Raw genomic sequence first — 18,044 nt, forward strand, 5'->3', positions numbered from 1 at the left:
GTTCGATCATGAGTGATCGCAGCAAAAGAGCGGTTGGCGTCGAGACGATCGGCATGAGCATGCGTTTCGACGCCTTCACCGCGCTGGACGACGTCTCCATCAAGGTGCCGGCGGGATCGTTTCATGCGCTGCTTGGCGAAAACGGCGCGGGCAAGTCGACGCTGGTCAAATGCATCATGGGCTTTTATCACCCGACCGCCGGCGAAATTCTGGTCGACGGCCGCGAGGTCGGGATCGCCAGTCCGAAGGACGCCTCGGCGCTCGGCCTCGGCATGGTCTACCAGCATTTTACCCTCGTCCCGTCGCTCACGGGTGCGGAAAACCTGGTCATTTCCCGCGAGAAGGTGCCGGGGATTATCGACTGGCGCAAGGAACGCGCCGCACTTGCCCAATTCATGGAGCGGATGCCGTTCAAGCTGCCGCTCGACGTCAAGGTGGCCGAACTCGCCGCCGGCGAGAAACAGAAGCTCGAAATCATCAAGCAGCTTTATCTCGGCCGCAGTTTTCTGGTGCTGGACGAGCCGACGTCGGTGCTAACCCCCGGCGAGGCGCAGGAAGTGCTGGGCCTTGTGCGCGGCATGACCAAGGCGGGCCATCTCACCGTGCTGATGATCTCACACAAGTTCCACGAGGTGACGGCATTTGCCGACGACATCACTGTGTTGCGCAAGGGCAGACTGACAGGAACGGGGAAAGTATCGTAGCTGTCTCACAAGCAGATGGCGGCGATGATGATCGGTGACCAGCCGATCGCCGCGCTCGACAGCCGCGCTCCGTTGCCGGTCGGCGCCAGGCAAATCCTGACGGTGAAGGCACTGAAGGCGCCCGACCGCACCGGCCTGAAAACCATCAATATCGGCGAGCTCGATGTGAAGTCCGGCGAGATCGTCGGTGTCGCCGGCATTTCCGGCAACGGCCAGAAGGAATTTCTAGAAGTCCTTGCCGGGCAGCGTACGCGTGATGCCGGCGACGTTCTGGTGAAGGGAACGCCCTACGGCGCCAGCCGCGCCGAGGCCCGCACGCTTAATGTGCGCTTCATCCCGGAGGAACCGTTGCGCAATGCCTGCGCGCCGAGGATGACGGTGGCGGAAAACATGGCATTCCGGACCTTCGACCTGAACGAGGCCGGCAAGCCGATAAGCTGGATCCGGATGAGCGCCATCAGGGACTATGCGACGCGGCTGGTCGAGCAGTTCAAGGTCAAGACAGCCTCGCTCGCCTCGCCGATTTCGTCGCTCTCCGGCGGCAACGTCCAGCGCGCTGTGCTCGCCCGCGAACTGACCGGCGAGGTCGATCTGCTGATTGTTTCGAATCCGTGCTTCGGCCTCGACTTCTCTGCCGTCGCCGAAATCCGCGCCCGCATCATGAAGGCGCGCAACGCTGGTGCCGCGGTGCTCTTGATGTCGGAGGACCTCGACGAATTGCTGGAGCTCTCGGACCGCATCTTCGTCATGTCCGACGGCGCGCTGGTCTACGAAACGCCGATCGCCCAGGCGAGCGTCCAGACGATCGGCGAGCAAATGGCGGGACATCACTGATGGCGGAGATCGACGCGCTGCCGTTTCCGTTTGCCTTCAAGCCTGAGGCGGTGGCGCTGGTCGTCATCGACATGCAGCGCGATTTCGCCGAGCCGGGCGGCTTCGGCGCCAGCCTCGGCAATGACGTCGGCCGGGTGGTGGCGATTGTGCCGACGGTAAAAAGGCTGATCCAGGGATTTCGCGCCGCCGGCCTGCCGGTGATCCACACGATGGAGTGCCACAGGTCGGACCTTTCGGACCTGCCGCCGGCCAAGCGCAATCGCGGCAATCCGTCTGTCAGAATCGGCGATGTCGGTCCGATGGGCCGCGTGCTGGTCGTCGGCGAGCCGGGAACGGCGATCCTCGACGAGGTGGCCCCGCTGCCTGGCGAAATCGTCATCGAAAAACCCGGCAAGGGCGCGTTCTACGCTACCAGCTTCGGCGATGACCTGAAGCGGCTCGGCGTGCAGCAGCTCGTCTTCGCCGGAGTCACGACGGAAGTCTGCGTGCAGACGACGATGCGCGAGGCCAACGACCGCGGCTACGAATGCCTGCTGGCCGAGGATGCGACGGAAAGCTATTTTCCGGAATTCAAGGCGGCCGCACTGGCCATGATCAGGGCGCAGGGCGCGATCGTCGGCTGGACGGCGATGACGCACCAGGTGCTCAAAGGAATTGCCGATGCCTAATATTGCATACCCGGCTCTCATCCATGGGGGCTGGCGTGATCTGGCATTCGAGCATTTTCGCGACGGCATCACGGTGCATTGGCTGCTCAAGGGCGGACCGGCCGAACCCTCCGTCGCGATCCTGAACTATCGGCCCGGCGCCGGCGTGCCACGCCATCGTCATGTCGCACTGGAAACCATCGTTGTGCTGGAAGGCACCCAGAGCGACGAGACTGGCGACTATCTTCCCGGAAGCGTGATCCTGAACCCGGTCGGGACCGAGCATTCGGTGTGGACGAAAGACGGCTGCGTCGTGCTGATACAGTGGAATCTGCCGGTGGTCATTCTGGACGAGACGAAATGAGCGACATCCGCTTCGATATCGGCAGCCTGCACGCGGCCTATGCCTCCGGCATGTCGGCCGCTACCATTATTGAAACCGTGTTTCAGCGCATGGCGAAAGCGAACGATCCAGGCATTTTCATCCATCTGGCGAGCAAGGCGGACCTGCTTGCCGAGGCCGAGGCACTCGGCGGATTCGATCCGGTGGCAAAGCCGCTGTGGGGCATGCCGTTCGCGGTCAAGGACAACATCGATGTCGCCGGCATGCCGACGACGGCCGCCTGCGCCGAATATGCCTACTTGCCGGCGAAAGACGCCACCGTCGTCGCGCGTCTGAGGGCGGCCGGCGCGCTGGTCGTCGGAAAAACCAATCTCGACCAATTCGCCACCGGCCTCGTCGGCGTGCGCACGCCCTATCCGATCCCGAGAAACGCGATCGATCCGAACCTGGTGCCGGGCGGTTCCTCGTGCGGCTCGGCCGTGGCGACGGCGCACGGCATCGTTTCTTTCGCCCTCGGCACCGACACCGCAGGCTCCGGCCGCATTCCCGCCGGCCTCAACAACATCGTCGGGCTGAAGCCGACCGTCGGCGCGCTGTCGGCCACCGGCATGGTGCCGGCCTGCCGCACGCTCGACTGCGTCTCTGTATTCGCGCTCACCGTCGATGACGCCTACAGCGTCTTCAGGGCCGCGACGGCCAAAGATGACGTTGATCCTTATTCGCGCGCTATCGCGGCGCCGCCGCTTGGTCCGCGTCCACCAGCGCTGACCGTCGGGGTTCCCGCAAAAGCGGACCGGGAATTTTTTGGCGACGCGGCCATGCAGGCTGGATTCGAAACGGCGCTGCGGACGCTGCAACAGCTCGGCTGCCGACTGATCGAAATTCCCTTCGGCGATTTCTACGCTACCGCCAACCTGCTCTACGAAGGCGCCTGGGTGGCCGAGCGCTATGCGGCGATTGCGGATTTCATGGAAGCGAGCGAAGCAGCCATGCACCCGGTAACGCGCGCAATCATCGGAGGGGCGCGAAAGCTCTCCGCGGCAGACGCGTTCAACGGCCTTTATGCGCTGCAGGGCCACAAGGCCAGGCTCGCACCTGTCATCGCCTCGGTCGACCTTTTCTGCGTGCCGACGGCGCCGACGCACTATTCGCTGGAGACTGTTTTGGCCGATCCGATCGTCACCAACAGCCGGCTCGGCACCTACACCAACTTCGTCAATCTGCTCGATATGTGCGGCATCGCCGTGCCGATGGGCAAGCGCGACGACGGTCTGCCGATGAGCGTTACCTTGCTTGCTGCCGCCGGCAAGGACGCCCTGACGGCGGCGCTCGCCCGTGATCTCCATCGAGCCAGCGGTCTCGGCCTTGGCGCGACTGGTTGGGCAATGCCTGCCTGCGTCGCCAAGACCCCTGACGTCGATGACGGCATGATCGAGCTCGTGGTCGTCGGCGCGCATTTGTCGGGGATGCCGCTCAACGGCCAGCTCTGCGCGCTTGGCGCGCGATTGAGCAGGGCCGCCAAGACGGTTGCCTCCTATCAGCTCTATGCGCTCGCCGGCCAGTCCGTGCCCAAGCCAGGGCTCGTGCGTGTTGCCGATGGCCACGGGAAGTCGATCGATGTCGAGGTTTGGCGGCTTTCACCAGACGCGTTCGGACGCTTCGTGGCCGCGATCCCGCCGCCGCTCGGCATAGGCACGATCGAGCTCGATGACGGGACATCGGCCAAAGGCTTTCTGGTTGAGACCGCCGGGTTGTCAGAGGCGATCGACATTTCGGCCTATGGCGGTTGGCGCAGCTTCATCGCAAAAGCCAACGGAGAGCGACAGGAAAGCGTCCCGGCCGATTGAACGACCGGTCGTTCGCACCGGCAACGTCAGCGCGAGCTCAAATCGTAGCAGCGATGCTCGGCTTGCAGTTGGTACGGCGAGCAGCACATCGAATTCCGCGAGCGATCCGTATGTGCGCGTGCTCTAAAGTTGCACTGTGATTTGGCAGGCGTCGCCACGCGCCTGCGACCGCCGGAGGCGTCGCGATGCGAACAGGCCGTGCAGTTGCCCCAACAGATTCCGTCGGGACTTATCAGGCCCGGAGATGCTTCGTGCTGTCAGGTTTTCCTTCACGCTGTTTGCTGTCGAGGGCCGCGGCGAGGTCGCCGATTGCGGCTCGCAATTCGGCCGCGTCTGCTGCCTGATCTCGAGGTCGCGCAGGCACCCAGGCGACGCTTGCACCCGGCCGTTGCCGCTTCATCTGCGAAGCCCCTACGAATTGTCGCACGATTGCGCTACCCTAAGGTCAATCTGGGCGGCGGGACGGTCATCACGGCACGACCCGACGCTCGATGATTGGTCGAGCGGGAGCCCCGATGACCGCCCTAGACGCCATTGACGCCGATGCGAGGCGCCCGCTCTCGGGCACAGGCCGGATCGCCAAGCTGGCGGCGCCGCGCAGCGCCAGGATATTGAGGCGGAACCGCGTTCTCGAAGCGATCGGTCAAAAATCGCGTTCGAGCGTATGCTGGGTGGCCGCGCCGGCCGGCTACGGCAAGACGACGGCGGTCATCGACTACCTCGAAAGCGTCGCGGCACCGCATGTGTGGTTCCGCATCGACGAGGGCGACCAGGATATCGCGCGCTTCTTTCAATATCTGGCGCAGTCACTCGCCTCACCCGCGGTTGGAGACATGCCGGTGTTCGGCGTCGAGTATGCCGAGCAGCCGAAGGAATTCGCCAGGCGCTTCTTCAGAGCCTACTTCGCGCGGTTGAAGCCCGGCACCATTCTGGTCCTCGACGATTTGCAGGACGCCGACACGCCCGAATTCCGGGCGGTGCTTTCGGTGATGTTCCGTGAACTTCCTGACACGGTCCGCTGCATCTGCATCTCGCGCACGCTGCCCCACAACGAACTGGGCGACCTCGTTCTCAAGGGCCAAGTGGCCGTCGTCGACAGGTGGGCGCTCGAATTCTCGACATCGGAAGCACGCGATTTCGTCAAGCTGCGGTCGAGGAACGGTGCCGTTCCAGTCGATGTCGAAGCGGCGCGCGGCTGGGCGATCGGGCTGGTTCTCCTCGCCGATCACGGCTCGGCGGTCGGCCCTGATGACACGACCGGGACAGCAGCCGGCGGGCAGAATGCCCTGTCGGACGTTCTCGGCCGCCATTTCTTCCTTTCCCTTCCCGCCGCCGACCAGGACATGCTGCTGAAACTCAATCTGCTGCCCGAAATCAGCGCCGAACTGGCGGACGTGATGATCGGGTCGAGCGAAGCGGGCAAGCTGCTCGACAGGCTCTACAGGCGGCAGTTGCTGGTCACGCGAACGGAAAACAGCCGCGACGTTTTCCACCTGCACGACCTGTTGCGGGACTTCCTCGACCGACGCTTCGCACAGCGTGTGACGGCAGAAGAGCAGAAGTCGCTCAAACAAAGGGCGGCAAAAGTCCTCGCCGACGCCGGCCGATATGACGAAGCCATACACCTCGCCTTGCAGGCAGAGGACTGGGACCAGGCGGGCGGGCTCATGCTGAGCCGGGCGGAGACCGTTTTGGCGCAGGGACATCGAACGACCTTCATCGAATGGGTCGGCCGGTTGCCGGAAGCGTTCATGAACGGCTGGCATTTCTATTGGCTGGGCGTGGCCCACATGCCGAACGACGCCGCGGCAGAGCACTGGCTGTCGAAGGCATGGCATGCCTTTGGCGAGGCCGACGATCAGCGCGGGCTTTGTCTTACGGTGTCGCGCGCGGTTCTGGTCAAGACGGACAGTTGGCGCACCTATGAGGGTCTTTCGGCCTGGACCCGCCGGGCGTTCGAAATCATCGAGCGCGGCCTGCCAAAACTGCCTTCCGAGGAAGCGATGCTGGTGCGCATCGGCATGGTGCGGGCGCTAAACTTCGGCGACGACTACTACCGCAACAGCCCGGACGGGCAAGCGCTGGAAACCGAACTGCTGGAGCGGCTGACCCGGAATCCCGAGCACGACCCAAGCGGCTTACGGCTGCTTGCAAGCGAAACGCTGATCGAGCATTCGGTATCGGTCATGCGGGCCGATCTGTTCACCAAGGCCGTCGACAGCATTGTCGAGGATTTGACCGACAAGGAGGTGCTGCCTTGGGTCCTCGGCATGTGGCTGGTCGAGTTTGGCGCCAAGAGTGGCCGTTATTTTCCCTACAAGAGACGGGGCTTTCCCTATCCTTCGGCCGAAGCGGCGTTGCGGGAGGCGATCGCGATCGGTGAGCGCGAGTCGCTCAAGGGTGTGGAGTTCGGTGGCCTGTATCATCTTCAGATGCAAATGAAATTCCGAAATGACTTTGCCGAGCTCGACCAGGTGGTCGAGCGCCTGGCCGAGATCGCCGACAGCCGTTTCAGCACACAGGTCGCCATCGTCGCCAATTGCTACGCCGCGCTTCATGCCAGGCAAGGCGATTTCGCGGCCGCGTATGAGGATTGCGAGCGCTTCATGGCGGCGAGCGAGGCCGCCAACGAGCCGATGGTCGAGCGCTGGGCGCACTGCATCACGAAGTTCCAGGTGCTGCTCGCCGACAGGAAGCCGCGCGAAGCCGCCGCGCTGCTCAGCGACTTACTGCCGCGGCTGAACGGCGGCGCCCGCAAGCGAACCGAGATATGCATTCTTGCAGCGGCCGCGCTGGAGAGCCTGTGGGACCAGGGTCCACGCTACGGCGATCGGCTGAAGGTCTTCATGGAGGCGCTGCGCGACGTCAGCTGGCCAATGGTGCTCCTCAACGTTCCGGAATTGCTCGCCGAACTGCTTGGCGATGCGCTTGAGCGCGGCATCGAGCCCAAGCTTTGCCGGTCGCTTATCCGGGAACGCCGATTGGACGCGCCGCAACGGCGGCCCACGGCCTGGCCATGGCCGCTCAAGGTCCACGTCCTCGGAGGCTTTCGGCTCGAACTCGATGGAAACCCTCTTAATCTCGGCGCCAAGCCATCGACGAAGGCTCTCGACATCCTGCGGGTACTGGCGATCTCGAAAGACAATACCTGTTCGCTGGAGACCGTTCAGGACTGGCTGTGGCCCGACCTCGACGGCGACCAGGCGCGGGCGGCATGCGAGCAGGCGCTGCATCGGCTACGCAAGCTGCTCGGGCGGACCGACCTCATCGTTCAGCGCGAAGGCAAGCTTCGCCTCGCGTCGGACAAGGTCTGGGTCGACCTCGCCGACTGGGATGCACGGCTCAAATCCGTAACGACAGCCAATGGCGAGGCGGCCGGGCTGCGACCGGAAGCGGAAGCGCTGTTCCTCGCATTCCCCGGTCCGTTGTTCCTGCACGAGCGAGCCAGCTTCTGGTCGCTCGCCGCAGCTGAAAAAGTGCGTCGCGATCTGATCGATCTTGGATTGCGGACCGGCCAGCGGCTGGAGACAACCGGGAACGTCCAGGAAGCGCGCTCGATCTATTTGAGGGCGCTGGACCTCTATCCGGATGCCGGACCCGTCTACAAGGCGCTGATCAGGGAGCGGCTGTCGCGCGGTGATGTCGAAGGCGCGGCCGACGACTATGCGCGCTACGAACGGGCGCTGCGTGGTGCCGGCGAAGCGGCGCCAGCTGCGGAAATACGCGCCTTGGTCGAACCCTATCTTGTGCGGCACACGCGCTGAAGACGGTGTCTTGCGCTGTCTGGCGAAACACCGGGCTGTCGTCGGTCTGGCAGCCACCTCAATCTCCGAGCAGGGTGTTTGCTAAGGGCTGCCAGGTTCAGAACGAGGCCAGCGATCGCGTCCATCCGCTCGCTGCGCGTCAGCCCGGCCTGGATAGCACGAGGTGATGGAGCCGAGGGAAATGACAGGTCGCGAGGCAGGACAGCGCTGTCATGCATAACAATCACTTAAAGCGCCTCGCATGAATCCATTCAGCCGCGACGCGCTTTCGACTGCGGCACACGGATCGTTTTGTTCAGCCAGGTCGTGTTGCACGCACCCAATCGAGTCGTGCGGCGGGGACAAGGCCGTAATTGTAAAAATTGATACCGTCGACGTCCGGCGCCAGCGCCGGCTTCACCTTGGCGGCGAGAATTTCGGGGCCTGCCATTTCCGGATAAAAGAGCCGGTAGCCGGCGCCGAGGAATTTCTCTGCACCGAGCGCGGTGCGGCCAGCCGCCATAAGGCCCGTCACGTCGCCGGCCTGCATGTCGTAGGCACAAAGGATCGCCCCGTCGCAGACCTTGCCGAGCGCTGCCAGATCGCAGCCGCCGAGCCAGCCGTCTCGCAGGTCGATGACGAGGACACGGGTCCCCGGATCGGCAACCTCGCGCAGTTCGGCGACAAGACTGGTCACCGGCTCGAACCGCCACAACAGATAGGCGTGGAGATGCGGCCAGGGCAAAAAGGTGTCGAGGCCACTTGCGGGAAATTCTGGAAAGCGCCGTTCAGGCACCGCGCGCTCGCACGCCTCGGCAATCCACTGCTTGACGAGGTCACGCGCCGCCTGGCCTTCGATGCCGGCACAAGCGGCGCGGGCGAGGCAGGACGGACAGAAGCACAGCGACAGAAGAAAGTCGTCTTCCGGCGTCAGCCCGACACCATCCTTCTCATGATGGTATTCATGGGCAAAGCCCATGAAAGACGGGCTTTCAAGTTCGATTCTGTCCGGCTTATAAGTGTGCGTAACGTCGGCGACGAGCGCGCGGACATAAGCGCGCGCATCCGGATGCGACGGGCACAGATTGTAATAATTGGGATCGCCAAAGGCGTTGCGGGTGACGGCCTGCGGATAAAGCATGCCGAGGCGGGTATTGTGCAGGCAGACCGTCCAGCACGACACCTGGAGGCCGCCTGCCTCGCGCCGTTGGATAAGTTTGGCCAGAACGTCGCCACCTTCGGTGATCATTTCGGCCACCTTCGGCTGGATCACGAGATCGGCCCATCGGGCGGCGGTTGGCTTGAAGTAGATCGTGCCGTCCTCCGGGAAATAGGCTTTGCGGCGCGGGCTGCGCGGCTGCAGGAAGCGACCGGCATGATAGGAGGTTGCGAGACTGATCATGTTGAGCCCGGCGCGCTCGACGAGATCGCGTTCGACGGCTTCCAAGCCCAGATCCTGGACATCCCAGGGGTAGGTCCACATCGAATGCTGCATGAAATATCCTCAGTTTTCTGCAATGTGGCGTGAGCAAACGCCGGTTGGTTTTCTGTCAGCCTTCCACCGGCTCGGCGACCTGCAAAAGGCAATCTCCTGCCTCGCACATCGTGTGTAGCCTGCGCGAAAGCACGATACCGCCTTCGGCGAAATGCAGGGCTTCCTCGGCAAGATCGAGCCGTTCGAGGTCGTGATACCAGCCGGCCAATTGTCCGGCGCTGACGCCGTCGCCGAGCCTGACGGCGGGTTCGAACCAGCCGCGGCGGGTGGCGTAGAGGCCCTGACCGTGCCGGGAGAGCGAGAGCAGTCGCGTCGGCGCCGAAGGCTTTAACTCCGGCGAAAGAACCGGCGCCTCGACCACGCCAACGGCGACCATCAGATTGTCGATCGCGCGAGCGGTAATCGCCATCGTATCGACTGTGGCGGTGCCGCCGCCGCCGAACTCGCCGCTGATGCCAATGGCGCCGGCCCGGCGGGCGGCGCCCATCGAGGTCGGCGAGGCCTGACCATTGTCGGCCACGAAGCCATACGGCATGCCGAGCGTCCGCATCAGTTCCACCCCGCGCCTGTGGCGGTCGGGATCGGTATTGCGCTCGACGAGTGCTGTAGGCAGATGTTCCATCGAGGTGCCGCCCGAATGGATGTCAAAGACGATGTCGTGGCGAGGGAACAGTTCCGTCTCGAGGAAACTGGCGAGCCGGCTTGTCGGTGTGCCCAACGGATCGCCTGGAAAGGCTCGGTTGAGATTGCCGCCATCGAGCGGCGAACAGCGTTTGGCGGCCATGACCGCCGGTGCGTTCGCCATCGGCAGGATGGTGACGCGGCCCTTGATCTGCTTGGGATCGAGCCGGCGGATCAGCTTTGCCAGAGACAGCTCGCCCTCATATTCGTCACCGTGATTGCCGGCCATCAGAAGCAGCGACGGCCGTTCACCGTTGCGTATGAGGCAGATCGGGACCTTGACCTGGAAATAGGGCGAACCGTCTATCGAGAAGGGCATGCTGAGATGGCCTGATGTCTTGCCATCCCGGTCGAAATCGAGCGTATGGGTGAGGCCGGTGTGCATGGCGGAGACTCAGATGGCGGCGATCGCCGTGACCTCAATGCGGAGGTCGGGATCGGCGAGACGCGCCTCAACGCAGGCCCGTGCCGGCAGGCGTTGGGGATCCACCCAGGCATCGTAGATGCTGTTCATGGCGTCGAAGTCGCCGATCTGCGGCAGGAAGATATTGACCGCGACAAGCTTCGACTTGCTGCTGCCGGCCTCGACCAAAAGCGCCTCGATCTTTGAGAGCACATCGCTGGTCTGGCCTTCGATGCCGGCCTTGCGATCGTCGGCGACCTGGCCTGCAATGTGGACGAGGCCACCATAGACGACCGCCTGCGACATGCGGGAGCCGGACTGGAAATACTTGATCATATTGGATCCTTTCGAGGTTCTCTTGGGGCCACCACAAGATCCGGTCAGCCGAAATAGGTGGGAAAGGCGTGGCGGACATGCCCGGCCGCGTCGACGCCGAAGATCACGCGATGGCGATCGAGGCAGGTGCAGGGATGCGAGATTCCGAATTCAATGACGTCGCCAACGGCAATGTCGTCGTCCGGCGCGATTGTCAGGAAGGCGTGCTGGTCGTTCAGCTTGAAGACGTCGGCGCGCGCTACCGGCAGCGGCTTGCCGGTCCGGAAGACCGCGAGCACCATCGGAAGGCCCTGATCGAACGACACGTCGCGCAGGCCCATGCCGCAGATTGCCAGGCCGGGCTCCGGCCGCGACAGCACCTCGGCCCAGAGGCGCAAAGCCGGCCGAAACGAATTTCGTGCGGAAACGCTGACGCCGCCGACCGCAAAGCCGTTGCGGGCGTCGAGTGCGCCAAGCGAGCGATCATAGACACCATGGTCGTGGAAGAAGATGGCGCCGCTGCGCAATACCAGCGTCGCATTGCCGTCCCTGGAAACGGCGGGCGAAAGCGCGGCGACCACTTTGTCGAAGAACACCGAGCCGCCGGCCGTGACGATCAGCGGCACGTCGCCGCCGACGCGGGCGCGCAGCCGCAGGAACATGTCGGCGGTAATCGCCAGCAGAGCCGAGATCACCTCCTCGGTGCGGCCGGGGTCGGGTTGCGCCGCGGCACCTTCGTAGGTCGCAACGCCGGCAATCAGCAGCCGTCCGCCAGCGGCATCAACTGCATCGGCGATCGCCTCGGCCTCACCAGTGGTCCGCGCGCCTGCCCTCCCAACACCGAGTTCGACGAGCACGCGCAATGGCGGCAGCTTCGCATTGGCCCGCCAGGCTTCGGCGAGCGCATGCACGGCGGCGACAGAGTCGGCGAAGACGAAGAGTTCGACGCCTGGCCAAACGCCGACCAACGCCGCGAGCCGGTTCGCACCGCCTGATCCACCAACCTCGTTGGCGACGATCAGCCGTGTGAGGCCGGCCTTGAGCATCACCGCGGCTTGCCTGATATCGGCGACGGTCGTGCCCCATGCTCCGGCCTCTACCAAAGATCGGGCAAGATCCGGCGCCATCGGGGTCTTAGCATGCGGCGCGATCATGGCGCCCTGTTCGCGCGCGTAGCGCAGGAACAGGTCACGATTGGCGATGAAGGCCTCCTCGTCGAGGGTCAGCACTGGCAACGACATGCGTCCATCAGCCGGATGCCAGCGCTGAGATGCGACAAGGCTGCTGTCCAGCCCGAAGGTGCCGGGCGGCACGCCGCGGATGCGATCGTCGAGCAGGAAATTTTCACGGATCGCGAGCGCCGGCACGGGTGAGTTTTCGGTCATCCGATGCTAGTCCTTCGCCTTAGCAGGATGAGGCCCGGACTGATTTCCGATGCCGGCCACAGCATGAGAGAGATGCGTGTCAAAGCCTTACTCCGGACCGATCATCGATGCCCACCATCATCTTTGGGATCTCGGCCTCGGCCGCCACCCCTGGCTCGCCACGACGGCTGGCGAGCGCGGCGGCCTGGGCGAGCTTGGCCCGTTGCGGCGAAACTATCTTCCTGAGGATTATTTGCGCGACGCCAGCCGGCACAATGTCGTCGCCACCGTTCATGTCGAAGCCGGTTGGGCCGGGGACGACTGCGTCGGCGAAACGCAGTGGCTTGAAACGCTCGACAAATCGCGGGGCGTGGCGGCCCGCTACGTCGTTCACGTCCCGCTGACGAACCACCAAGCCCCGGCGCTGGTCGAGGCGCAGGCGGCGTTCGACCGTGTCGTCGGCGTGCGCGACATATTGAGCTGGGATCCAGATCCTGCCCGCCGTTTCGCTGCCCGTGACGGCATCATGAACGATCCGGCCTGGCGCGCCGGCCTGTCCCTGCTTGCCGACTATCGGCTGGTCTTCGATCTCATGGTGTTTCCGCGCCAGCTCGCTGGTGCCGCGCGCCTCGCAGCGGCCTATCCGAACCAGCCCTTTGTCCTCAACCACTGCGGCAGCCCGATCGACCGTGACGCCGACGGTATGCGGGCGTGGCGCGAAGCGCTTCGGCTTTTGTCGGAGCGCGACAACGTCGCCATCAAGATATCCGATCTGGTCGCCTACGATCATGATTGGACGCTCGACAGCCTGAGGCCGGTTGTCATGCATAGCATCGACTGTTTCGGCACGCATCGCGCGATGTTCGGCAGTGACTTCCCGGTGGCCGGTCTGCACGCGTCGTTCGATGATGTATATGACAGCTTCAAGGCCATTGCCGCGGAGCTTTCCGAAGACGAGCAGACAGCGTTGTTCTTCGGCAATGCGAGGCGCATCTACCGGTTGGACGATATGTCATCGGCGGGCCTGCTCCCGGCCTGAGAGAAGCAGCAGCCCCAGGATCAGCGAACCGAACAGGATGCTGCGCCAGCCGGGCGATGCGTTGACGACGGTGATCAGAGCCGTGATCGTGACCAGCAGGACGGCGCCGGGGATGGTGCCGGCATAGGTGCCGAGCCCGCCGAGGATCGAGGTGCCGCCGAGCACGACGGCTGCAATCGAGGCGAGCAGATAGGGATCGCCGATCCCGACATAGCCTTGTCCGTTCATGCCGAGCACCAGCACGCCTGCAAGCCCGGAAGTGAACCCGCTGATGCCGTAGACTGCCAGGGTGGTCGAAGCGATGGGAACGCCGGAGAGTGTCGCGGCAAGCGGGTTGGCGCCCATCGCGAAGAGCCGAGCGCCGAAGGAAGTGGCATGCATAGCGACCAGAACGATCACGGAGACGGCCACCCACAAAAGCACGCCTGCGGGCATACCGGCCGGCCGCGCATTGCCGAGCCAGCGCACCAGCGGGTTTTCGGCGGTCACTGCACTGCCGCCGGCGATGATGATCAGCAGGCCCTGCAGGAATGTCGCCATGGCCAGGGTCATGATCATCGGATGAACGCGCAACAGCGCCACGCCCAGCCCGTTCACCAGACCGATCGTCGTCGTCAGCGCAAGCACGGCAAGGATGGCGGTGAGCCCGGTCGGATCAGCCTGCCACGACAGCAGCGGCAGGCTGACGGCGCTCACCGTGACGATCGCCGCGACGGAAAGGTCGATGCCGCCGGCGATGACTACAAAGGTCTGCCCCGCCGCAACCAGGCCAATCACCGCGGCCAGTTCGACCAGATAGCGCAAATGGCCATATGCGCCGAAGCCGCGCGAGACGAAGCTCGCCACGATCCACACCGCGGCAACGATGGCAACGGTGAGAAAGGGCCGGCTGCGCAGGATCGTCAAGGCGCGCCTGCGGGCTGCGGTTTCTTTCCATGCTGTCATTGCTGCACCTTGCGGAATTGCGGGATGGCGACCGCCCCGATGATGATGAGGCCCTGGGCGACATACTGGGCGACCGGGGTGAAGCCGAGGAAGAACATCACACTGATCATCAGGCTGAGCAGCAGGCTGCCGGCAAGCGCACCGCGCATCGTGCCTTGACCGCCGAGGAAGCCAATGCCGCCGAGCACGGCGGCGGCGATGGAATTCAGCGTGAAGGCCGTGCCGATGACCGGATCGCCCGAACCTGTTTGCGCGGCGACGAACAGGCCGGCGCCTGTGCAAAGCAGGCCGCTGATCGCGTAAGCCGCTACCCGTGCGCCATCGACCGGCACGCCGGAGCGATAGGCGCCGACCGGATTCTCGCCGGCGGCATAAAGGCTCAAGCCAAGCGGTGTGGCGAGATAGAGTTTCCACAGAAGGACGATGAGCACCAGCAGCACGAAGGCCGCGGGCGTGTTGCCGGCAAGCAGGTCCGACAGCCACTCCGGAATGGCGCCGCCGGGTCTCGGCAGGATGAGCAGCGCCGCACCGCCGATGATGAAGGAACCGGCGAGCGTCACCACGATCGCCGGCAACCGAAGTTTTACGACGATGAACCCGGTCGCGCCGCCGATGCCGATCCCGGTCAGCGCCACCGCAGCGGCACCGCCGGCTACGCCCAGCGGCCCGGTCATCGTCGTCGCGGCGATCACCGCGCCCAGGCTGACCATTGCGCCGATGGCCAGGCTGATGCCGCCGGTAAGCATGAGGATCGCCTGGGCCATGGCGACCAGCGCCAGCGGAAACCAGCTCTGGGTGAATTTGGCAAAGCCGGAAGCGGTCAACAAGCCGGGAAACAGGAAGCCATAGGCGACGAGGAACGCCATGACCACGGCGAACAGGCCGCGCACACCGACATTGCGGCGCAGCTGAACCGGCCAGTAAAGAGCGCCGGCTTGCCTTGAGGAGGCCACCGTGCTCATGCCGCCACCTGCCGCCGTTCGGCGCCCATCGCAGCTGAAACGATTGCTTCCTCGCTCAATGCGCCGCGCTTGAGCATGGCAACGATGTGGCCCTCCCGGACCACCGCGACGCGGTCGCAAAGGTGCACCAGTTCTGGCGTGTCGGAGCTGAGCAGCACGACCGCCTTGCCGGCGGCGGCGAAGTTGCGAAGCATCCTGTAGATTTCGCGCTTGGTCTCGACATCGACGCCGCGCGTCGGGTCGTTGAGGAGAAGCGCAAGCGGGTGGTGCGGCATCCATTTCGCCAGCGCCACCTTCTGCTGGTTGCCGCCCGAGAGGGCCTGCGCCGGCCGGCCGAGGTCGCCCCTGATGCCAAGCTGGGCAGCGAGACCTCTCGCCGTCTCGCGCTCGGCACGGCGGCTGCGCAGCTTCAGCGCCGGCAGTCTTGCCAAAGCGGGCAGCATCATATTGCTGATGATGGAATGGATCAGGTGCAGGCCTTCGCGCTTGCGGTCGGCCGGGACATAGGCGAGGCCAAGCGCGTTGGCTTTCGGCACACCGCCGGGCAGACCCGAAGCGCCGTTGACGGTCGCGCATGTCGTCCTGGCCGGAATGGCGCCGTAGAGGCCGAGCAGCAGATCTTCCTGCCCTTGCCCGACCAGGCCTCCAATGCCGAGCACCTCGCCCGTCCTGATGTCGAGATCGACGTCGCGCATCAGGCCGGCCGAAAAATTGCGAACCGAGATGGCGTTGGAAGTCGATACCGAAGCCTGCCACTGTGGAAAAAGATCGCCGGGGTCGCGGCCGACCATCAGCCGAACCAGCCCGCTGGCGTCGGTTCCTTCCAAGCTGCGATCCGCCGTGCAGGCGCCGTCCTTCAGGACGGTGACATGCTGGCACAGTGCCATGACTTCGTTCAGCCGGTGCGAAATGTAGAGAATAGCGATGCCCTCGCCGCGCAGCCTCTCCAACAATTCCGTCAGGACTTTCGTTTCGGTTGCCGAAAGCGACGAAGTGGGTTCGTCGAGAATGAGAACGCGCGGCCGGCGGTAAAGCGCCTTGGCTATCTCCACCATCTGCCGGCGGCCAAGCGACAAATGTCCGACCGGCATCGAGAGCGGTTCGTGAAGCCCGACAAGATCGCATGCTGCCCTGGCCCGCACGGCGAGTTCGGGATAGTCGAGCAAACCGAACCGGCGCGGATAGGCGCCAAGGCCGATGTTCTCGGCGATGGAGAGGCTGGCCGTCAGGCTGAGTTCCTGCTGGACGACGGCAATCCCGGCTTGTTGGGCATAGGCGGGGGTCATGCGCGACACTGGGCGCCCATCGACCTCGATCGCTCCGCCATCCGGGCGCAAGGCACCGGACAAGAGGTTGATCAGCGTCGACTTTCCGGCACCGTTCTCGCCGAGCAGCGCATGCACGCGGCCCGGCTGGAGAGCGATGGAAACGGCGCGCAGGACGGGGTTGCCGAAGAAGGACTTCGACACTCCCCGCGCGGCAAGAAGCGGAGCCGTGGCCACCAAGTTCTGCGACCTTTCAGGCTTATTGTTCAGCCAGCAGCTTCTTGAACAGTTCCTCGTCGTAGGGCGAATAGATATAGCCGTCAGCCGGAAAATCGGCCGCCCGGGCGAGGTACTGATCGATGTTGGAATTGTCGATCACCGGCAGCGGAATCTTGACGAAAGCCGGCACATCCTTGCCCTCCAGCGCTTGGACGGCGGTGTAGGCGGCGAAAGCGCCGAGCCAGTTCGGCTGCATGGTCGCCCAGCTCTTGAGGCCCTTTTCCTTCCAGAGTTCGAGGAACTGACGGGCGTTCTCGCCGGTGATCGGCACTTGTTCGCGGCCCTGCTTGTCGAGGGCGAGTACCGCGCCCGCAGACAGGGCGCCGCCGAGCGACAGAATTCCGTCGATCTCGGAATTGGCGAACAGCAGGCTGGTGACGGCTTCCTGTGCAGGCGCGACATTGTAGGGGGTGTTGGTCTCGGCAAGGACCGTCACCTCAGGATGGGCCTTGAGCGCCGCGTCGGCGCCTTTGCGCCGATCGTCGCTGACCGAAACGCCGGCCGGGCCGTTGAGGATGAGAATCTTGCCCTTGCCGCCAATGGCGTCGATCAGGAACTTGGCCGCCTGGTCGCCCCACTGAGCGGAATCGGTGTTCACCTTAGCTGTGACCTGGTCGGTGTCGACGAGGCTGTCGAAGTTGATGATTGCGATGCCCTTGTCGCAGGCGTCCGCCAGCACACGCGCCGGCGCGGTCGACGAGCCGGCAATCAGGATGATGGCGTCGACGTCGGAATCGATCATCGACTGGATCTGCTGGATCTGGACGTTGGCGTCGCCCTGAGCGTCGGTCACGACAAGCTTGTCGACAAGCCCCTGCTTCTTCAGGGTCTCGACTTCGGCTTCGATCGTGCCTTGTGTCTGCTTCATCCAGGTCGGCACGGAATAGATGTTGGCCCAGCCGATCGTGTACGGCGCCTTGCGGTCGCCCTTGATGCATTTGGCGGCCGCATTGGCCTGCGAACCGGCGCCGAGGCTCAGCAGGAGACCGAGGCAAAGGGCGCTGGCTGATGCGAAAAACGATGATTTCGTCATGATTGTTCCCTTCTGAGGTTATGCCTGGACGTGCGGGATCGGGACAAGAAGACCCGCCGGTTGCCGCATCCGGAAACCGCCCGTTTTCTCATCAGAACTTTCTGCGCCTGGCTTGTTATTGTCTGATATTTCAGACAACGTGTCT

Annotated in this window: 13 protein-coding genes and 1 pseudogene; 6 read left to right on the forward strand and 8 right to left on the reverse strand. The window is 64.2% G+C overall.

Annotated elements, in window-relative coordinates:
- Nucleotides 1-8 precede the first annotated feature (8 nt).
- The 5 genes and pseudogenes from AC0L15_RS11610 (at nucleotide 9) to AC0L15_RS11630 (ending at nucleotide 8,139) form a co-directional block, all read left to right on the forward strand.
- A pseudogene (locus tag AC0L15_RS11610) lies at nucleotides 9-1,538 on the forward strand (ABC transporter ATP-binding protein).
- On the forward strand, nucleotides 1,538-2,206 hold the full coding sequence (locus AC0L15_RS11615; RefSeq protein ID WP_287245432.1) for a cysteine hydrolase family protein: 669 nt from the start codon (nucleotides 1,538-1,540) through the stop codon (nucleotides 2,204-2,206). Before AC0L15_RS11610 ends, AC0L15_RS11615 begins: the two are co-directional and overlap by 1 nt.
- Complete coding sequence (locus tag AC0L15_RS11620) at nucleotides 2,199-2,549, forward strand: cupin domain-containing protein (RefSeq protein ID WP_287245435.1); 351 nt, start codon at nucleotides 2,199-2,201, stop codon at nucleotides 2,547-2,549. Before AC0L15_RS11615 ends, AC0L15_RS11620 begins: the two co-directional genes overlap by 8 nt.
- On the forward strand, nucleotides 2,546-4,375 hold the full coding sequence (gene atzF, locus AC0L15_RS11625; protein ID WP_287245438.1) for an allophanate hydrolase: 1,830 nt from the start codon (nucleotides 2,546-2,548) through the stop codon (nucleotides 4,373-4,375). Before AC0L15_RS11620 ends, atzF begins: the two co-directional genes overlap by 4 nt.
- Nucleotides 4,376-4,890: 515 nt before the next feature.
- Entirely contained in the window at nucleotides 4,891-8,139 is a 3,249-nt protein-coding gene (locus AC0L15_RS11630) for a winged helix-turn-helix domain-containing protein (protein ID WP_287245440.1), read from the forward strand.
- Between the two features lie 295 nt (nucleotides 8,140-8,434).
- On the opposite strand, the gene AC0L15_RS11635 is transcribed toward AC0L15_RS11630, so the two are convergent.
- The 4 genes from AC0L15_RS11635 to AC0L15_RS11650 are packed head-to-tail and all read right to left on the reverse strand — an operon-like array spanning nucleotide 8,435 to nucleotide 12,397.
- Nucleotides 8,435-9,613 carry a hypothetical protein gene (locus AC0L15_RS11635; RefSeq protein WP_287171713.1) on the reverse strand — a complete coding sequence of 393 codons (1,179 nt, stop codon included), beginning with the start codon at nucleotides 9,611-9,613 and terminating at the stop codon, nucleotides 8,435-8,437.
- A gap of 55 nt (nucleotides 9,614-9,668) precedes the next feature.
- On the reverse strand, nucleotides 9,669-10,679 hold the full coding sequence (locus AC0L15_RS11640; protein WP_287226239.1) for a succinylglutamate desuccinylase/aspartoacylase family protein: 1,011 nt from the start codon (nucleotides 10,677-10,679) through the stop codon (nucleotides 9,669-9,671).
- A 9-nt stretch (nucleotides 10,680-10,688) separates the two neighbouring features.
- Nucleotides 10,689-11,033 carry a RidA family protein gene (locus tag AC0L15_RS11645; RefSeq protein ID WP_023800134.1) on the reverse strand — a complete coding sequence of 115 codons (345 nt, stop codon included), beginning with the start codon at nucleotides 11,031-11,033 and terminating at the stop codon, nucleotides 10,689-10,691.
- A 44-nt stretch (nucleotides 11,034-11,077) separates the two neighbouring features.
- Nucleotides 11,078-12,397: an alanine racemase gene (locus AC0L15_RS11650; protein ID WP_287245443.1), complete on the reverse strand. Its 1,320-nt coding sequence runs from the start codon at nucleotides 12,395-12,397 to the stop codon at nucleotides 11,078-11,080.
- Between the two features lie 76 nt (nucleotides 12,398-12,473).
- On the opposite strand from AC0L15_RS11650, the gene AC0L15_RS11655 reads away from it, so the two are divergent.
- A complete protein-coding gene (locus AC0L15_RS11655; RefSeq protein ID WP_473496367.1) occupies nucleotides 12,474-13,415 on the forward strand; it encodes an amidohydrolase family protein in 942 nt (313 codons plus the stop codon).
- Here AC0L15_RS11655 and AC0L15_RS11660 read toward each other — a convergent pair.
- From AC0L15_RS11660 to AC0L15_RS11675, 4 genes are read right to left on the reverse strand one after another with little or no spacing between them, the layout of a single operon-like run.
- Nucleotides 13,389-14,360, reverse strand: coding sequence for an ABC transporter permease (locus tag AC0L15_RS11660; RefSeq protein WP_287245448.1), 972 nt, complete (start codon nucleotides 14,358-14,360; stop codon nucleotides 13,389-13,391). The two genes, AC0L15_RS11655 and AC0L15_RS11660, sit on opposite strands and share 27 nt — an antisense overlap.
- Nucleotides 14,357-15,322: an ABC transporter permease gene (locus tag AC0L15_RS11665; RefSeq protein WP_128171885.1), complete on the reverse strand. Its 966-nt coding sequence runs from the start codon at nucleotides 15,320-15,322 to the stop codon at nucleotides 14,357-14,359. Before AC0L15_RS11665 ends, AC0L15_RS11660 begins: the two co-directional genes overlap by 4 nt.
- Entirely contained in the window at nucleotides 15,319-16,827 is a 1,509-nt protein-coding gene (locus AC0L15_RS11670; protein WP_287245451.1) for a sugar ABC transporter ATP-binding protein, read from the reverse strand. Before AC0L15_RS11670 ends, AC0L15_RS11665 begins: the two co-directional genes overlap by 4 nt.
- 19 nt (nucleotides 16,828-16,846) lie before the next feature.
- Nucleotides 16,847-17,899, reverse strand: coding sequence for a substrate-binding domain-containing protein (locus tag AC0L15_RS11675; RefSeq protein ID WP_128171883.1), 1,053 nt, complete (start codon nucleotides 17,897-17,899; stop codon nucleotides 16,847-16,849).
- Between the last annotated feature and the right edge of the window lie 145 nt (nucleotides 17,900-18,044).

The organism is Mesorhizobium sp. WSM4846 (genome assembly GCF_055811415.1).

Excerpts from the sequence above, each read along its gene's own strand:
- AC0L15_RS11675 (WP_128171883.1), bottom strand. The coding sequence starts at position 17,899 with ATGACGAAATCATCGTTTTTCGCATCAGCCAGCGCCCTTTGCCTCGGT.
- AC0L15_RS11635 (WP_287171713.1), bottom strand. The coding sequence starts at position 9,613 with ATGCAGCATTCGATGTGGACCTACCCCTGGGATGTCCAGGATCTGGGC.
- atzF (WP_287245438.1), top strand. The coding sequence starts at position 2,546 with ATGAGCGACATCCGCTTCGATATCGGCAGCCTGCACGCGGCCTATGCC.
- AC0L15_RS11650 (WP_287245443.1), bottom strand. The coding sequence starts at position 12,397 with ATGACCGAAAACTCACCCGTGCCGGCGCTCGCGATCCGTGAAAATTTC.
- AC0L15_RS11640 (WP_287226239.1), bottom strand. The coding sequence starts at position 10,679 with ATGCACACCGGCCTCACCCATACGCTCGATTTCGACCGGGATGGCAAG.
- AC0L15_RS11660 (WP_287245448.1), bottom strand. The coding sequence starts at position 14,360 with ATGACAGCATGGAAAGAAACCGCAGCCCGCAGGCGCGCCTTGACGATC.
- AC0L15_RS11620 (WP_287245435.1), top strand. The coding sequence starts at position 2,199 with ATGCCTAATATTGCATACCCGGCTCTCATCCATGGGGGCTGGCGTGAT.
- AC0L15_RS11615 (WP_287245432.1), top strand. The coding sequence starts at position 1,538 with ATGGCGGAGATCGACGCGCTGCCGTTTCCGTTTGCCTTCAAGCCTGAG.
- AC0L15_RS11665 (WP_128171885.1), bottom strand. The coding sequence starts at position 15,322 with ATGAGCACGGTGGCCTCCTCAAGGCAAGCCGGCGCTCTTTACTGGCCG.
- AC0L15_RS11630 (WP_287245440.1), top strand. The coding sequence starts at position 4,891 with ATGACCGCCCTAGACGCCATTGACGCCGATGCGAGGCGCCCGCTCTCG.
- AC0L15_RS11645 (WP_023800134.1), bottom strand. The coding sequence starts at position 11,033 with ATGATCAAGTATTTCCAGTCCGGCTCCCGCATGTCGCAGGCGGTCGTC.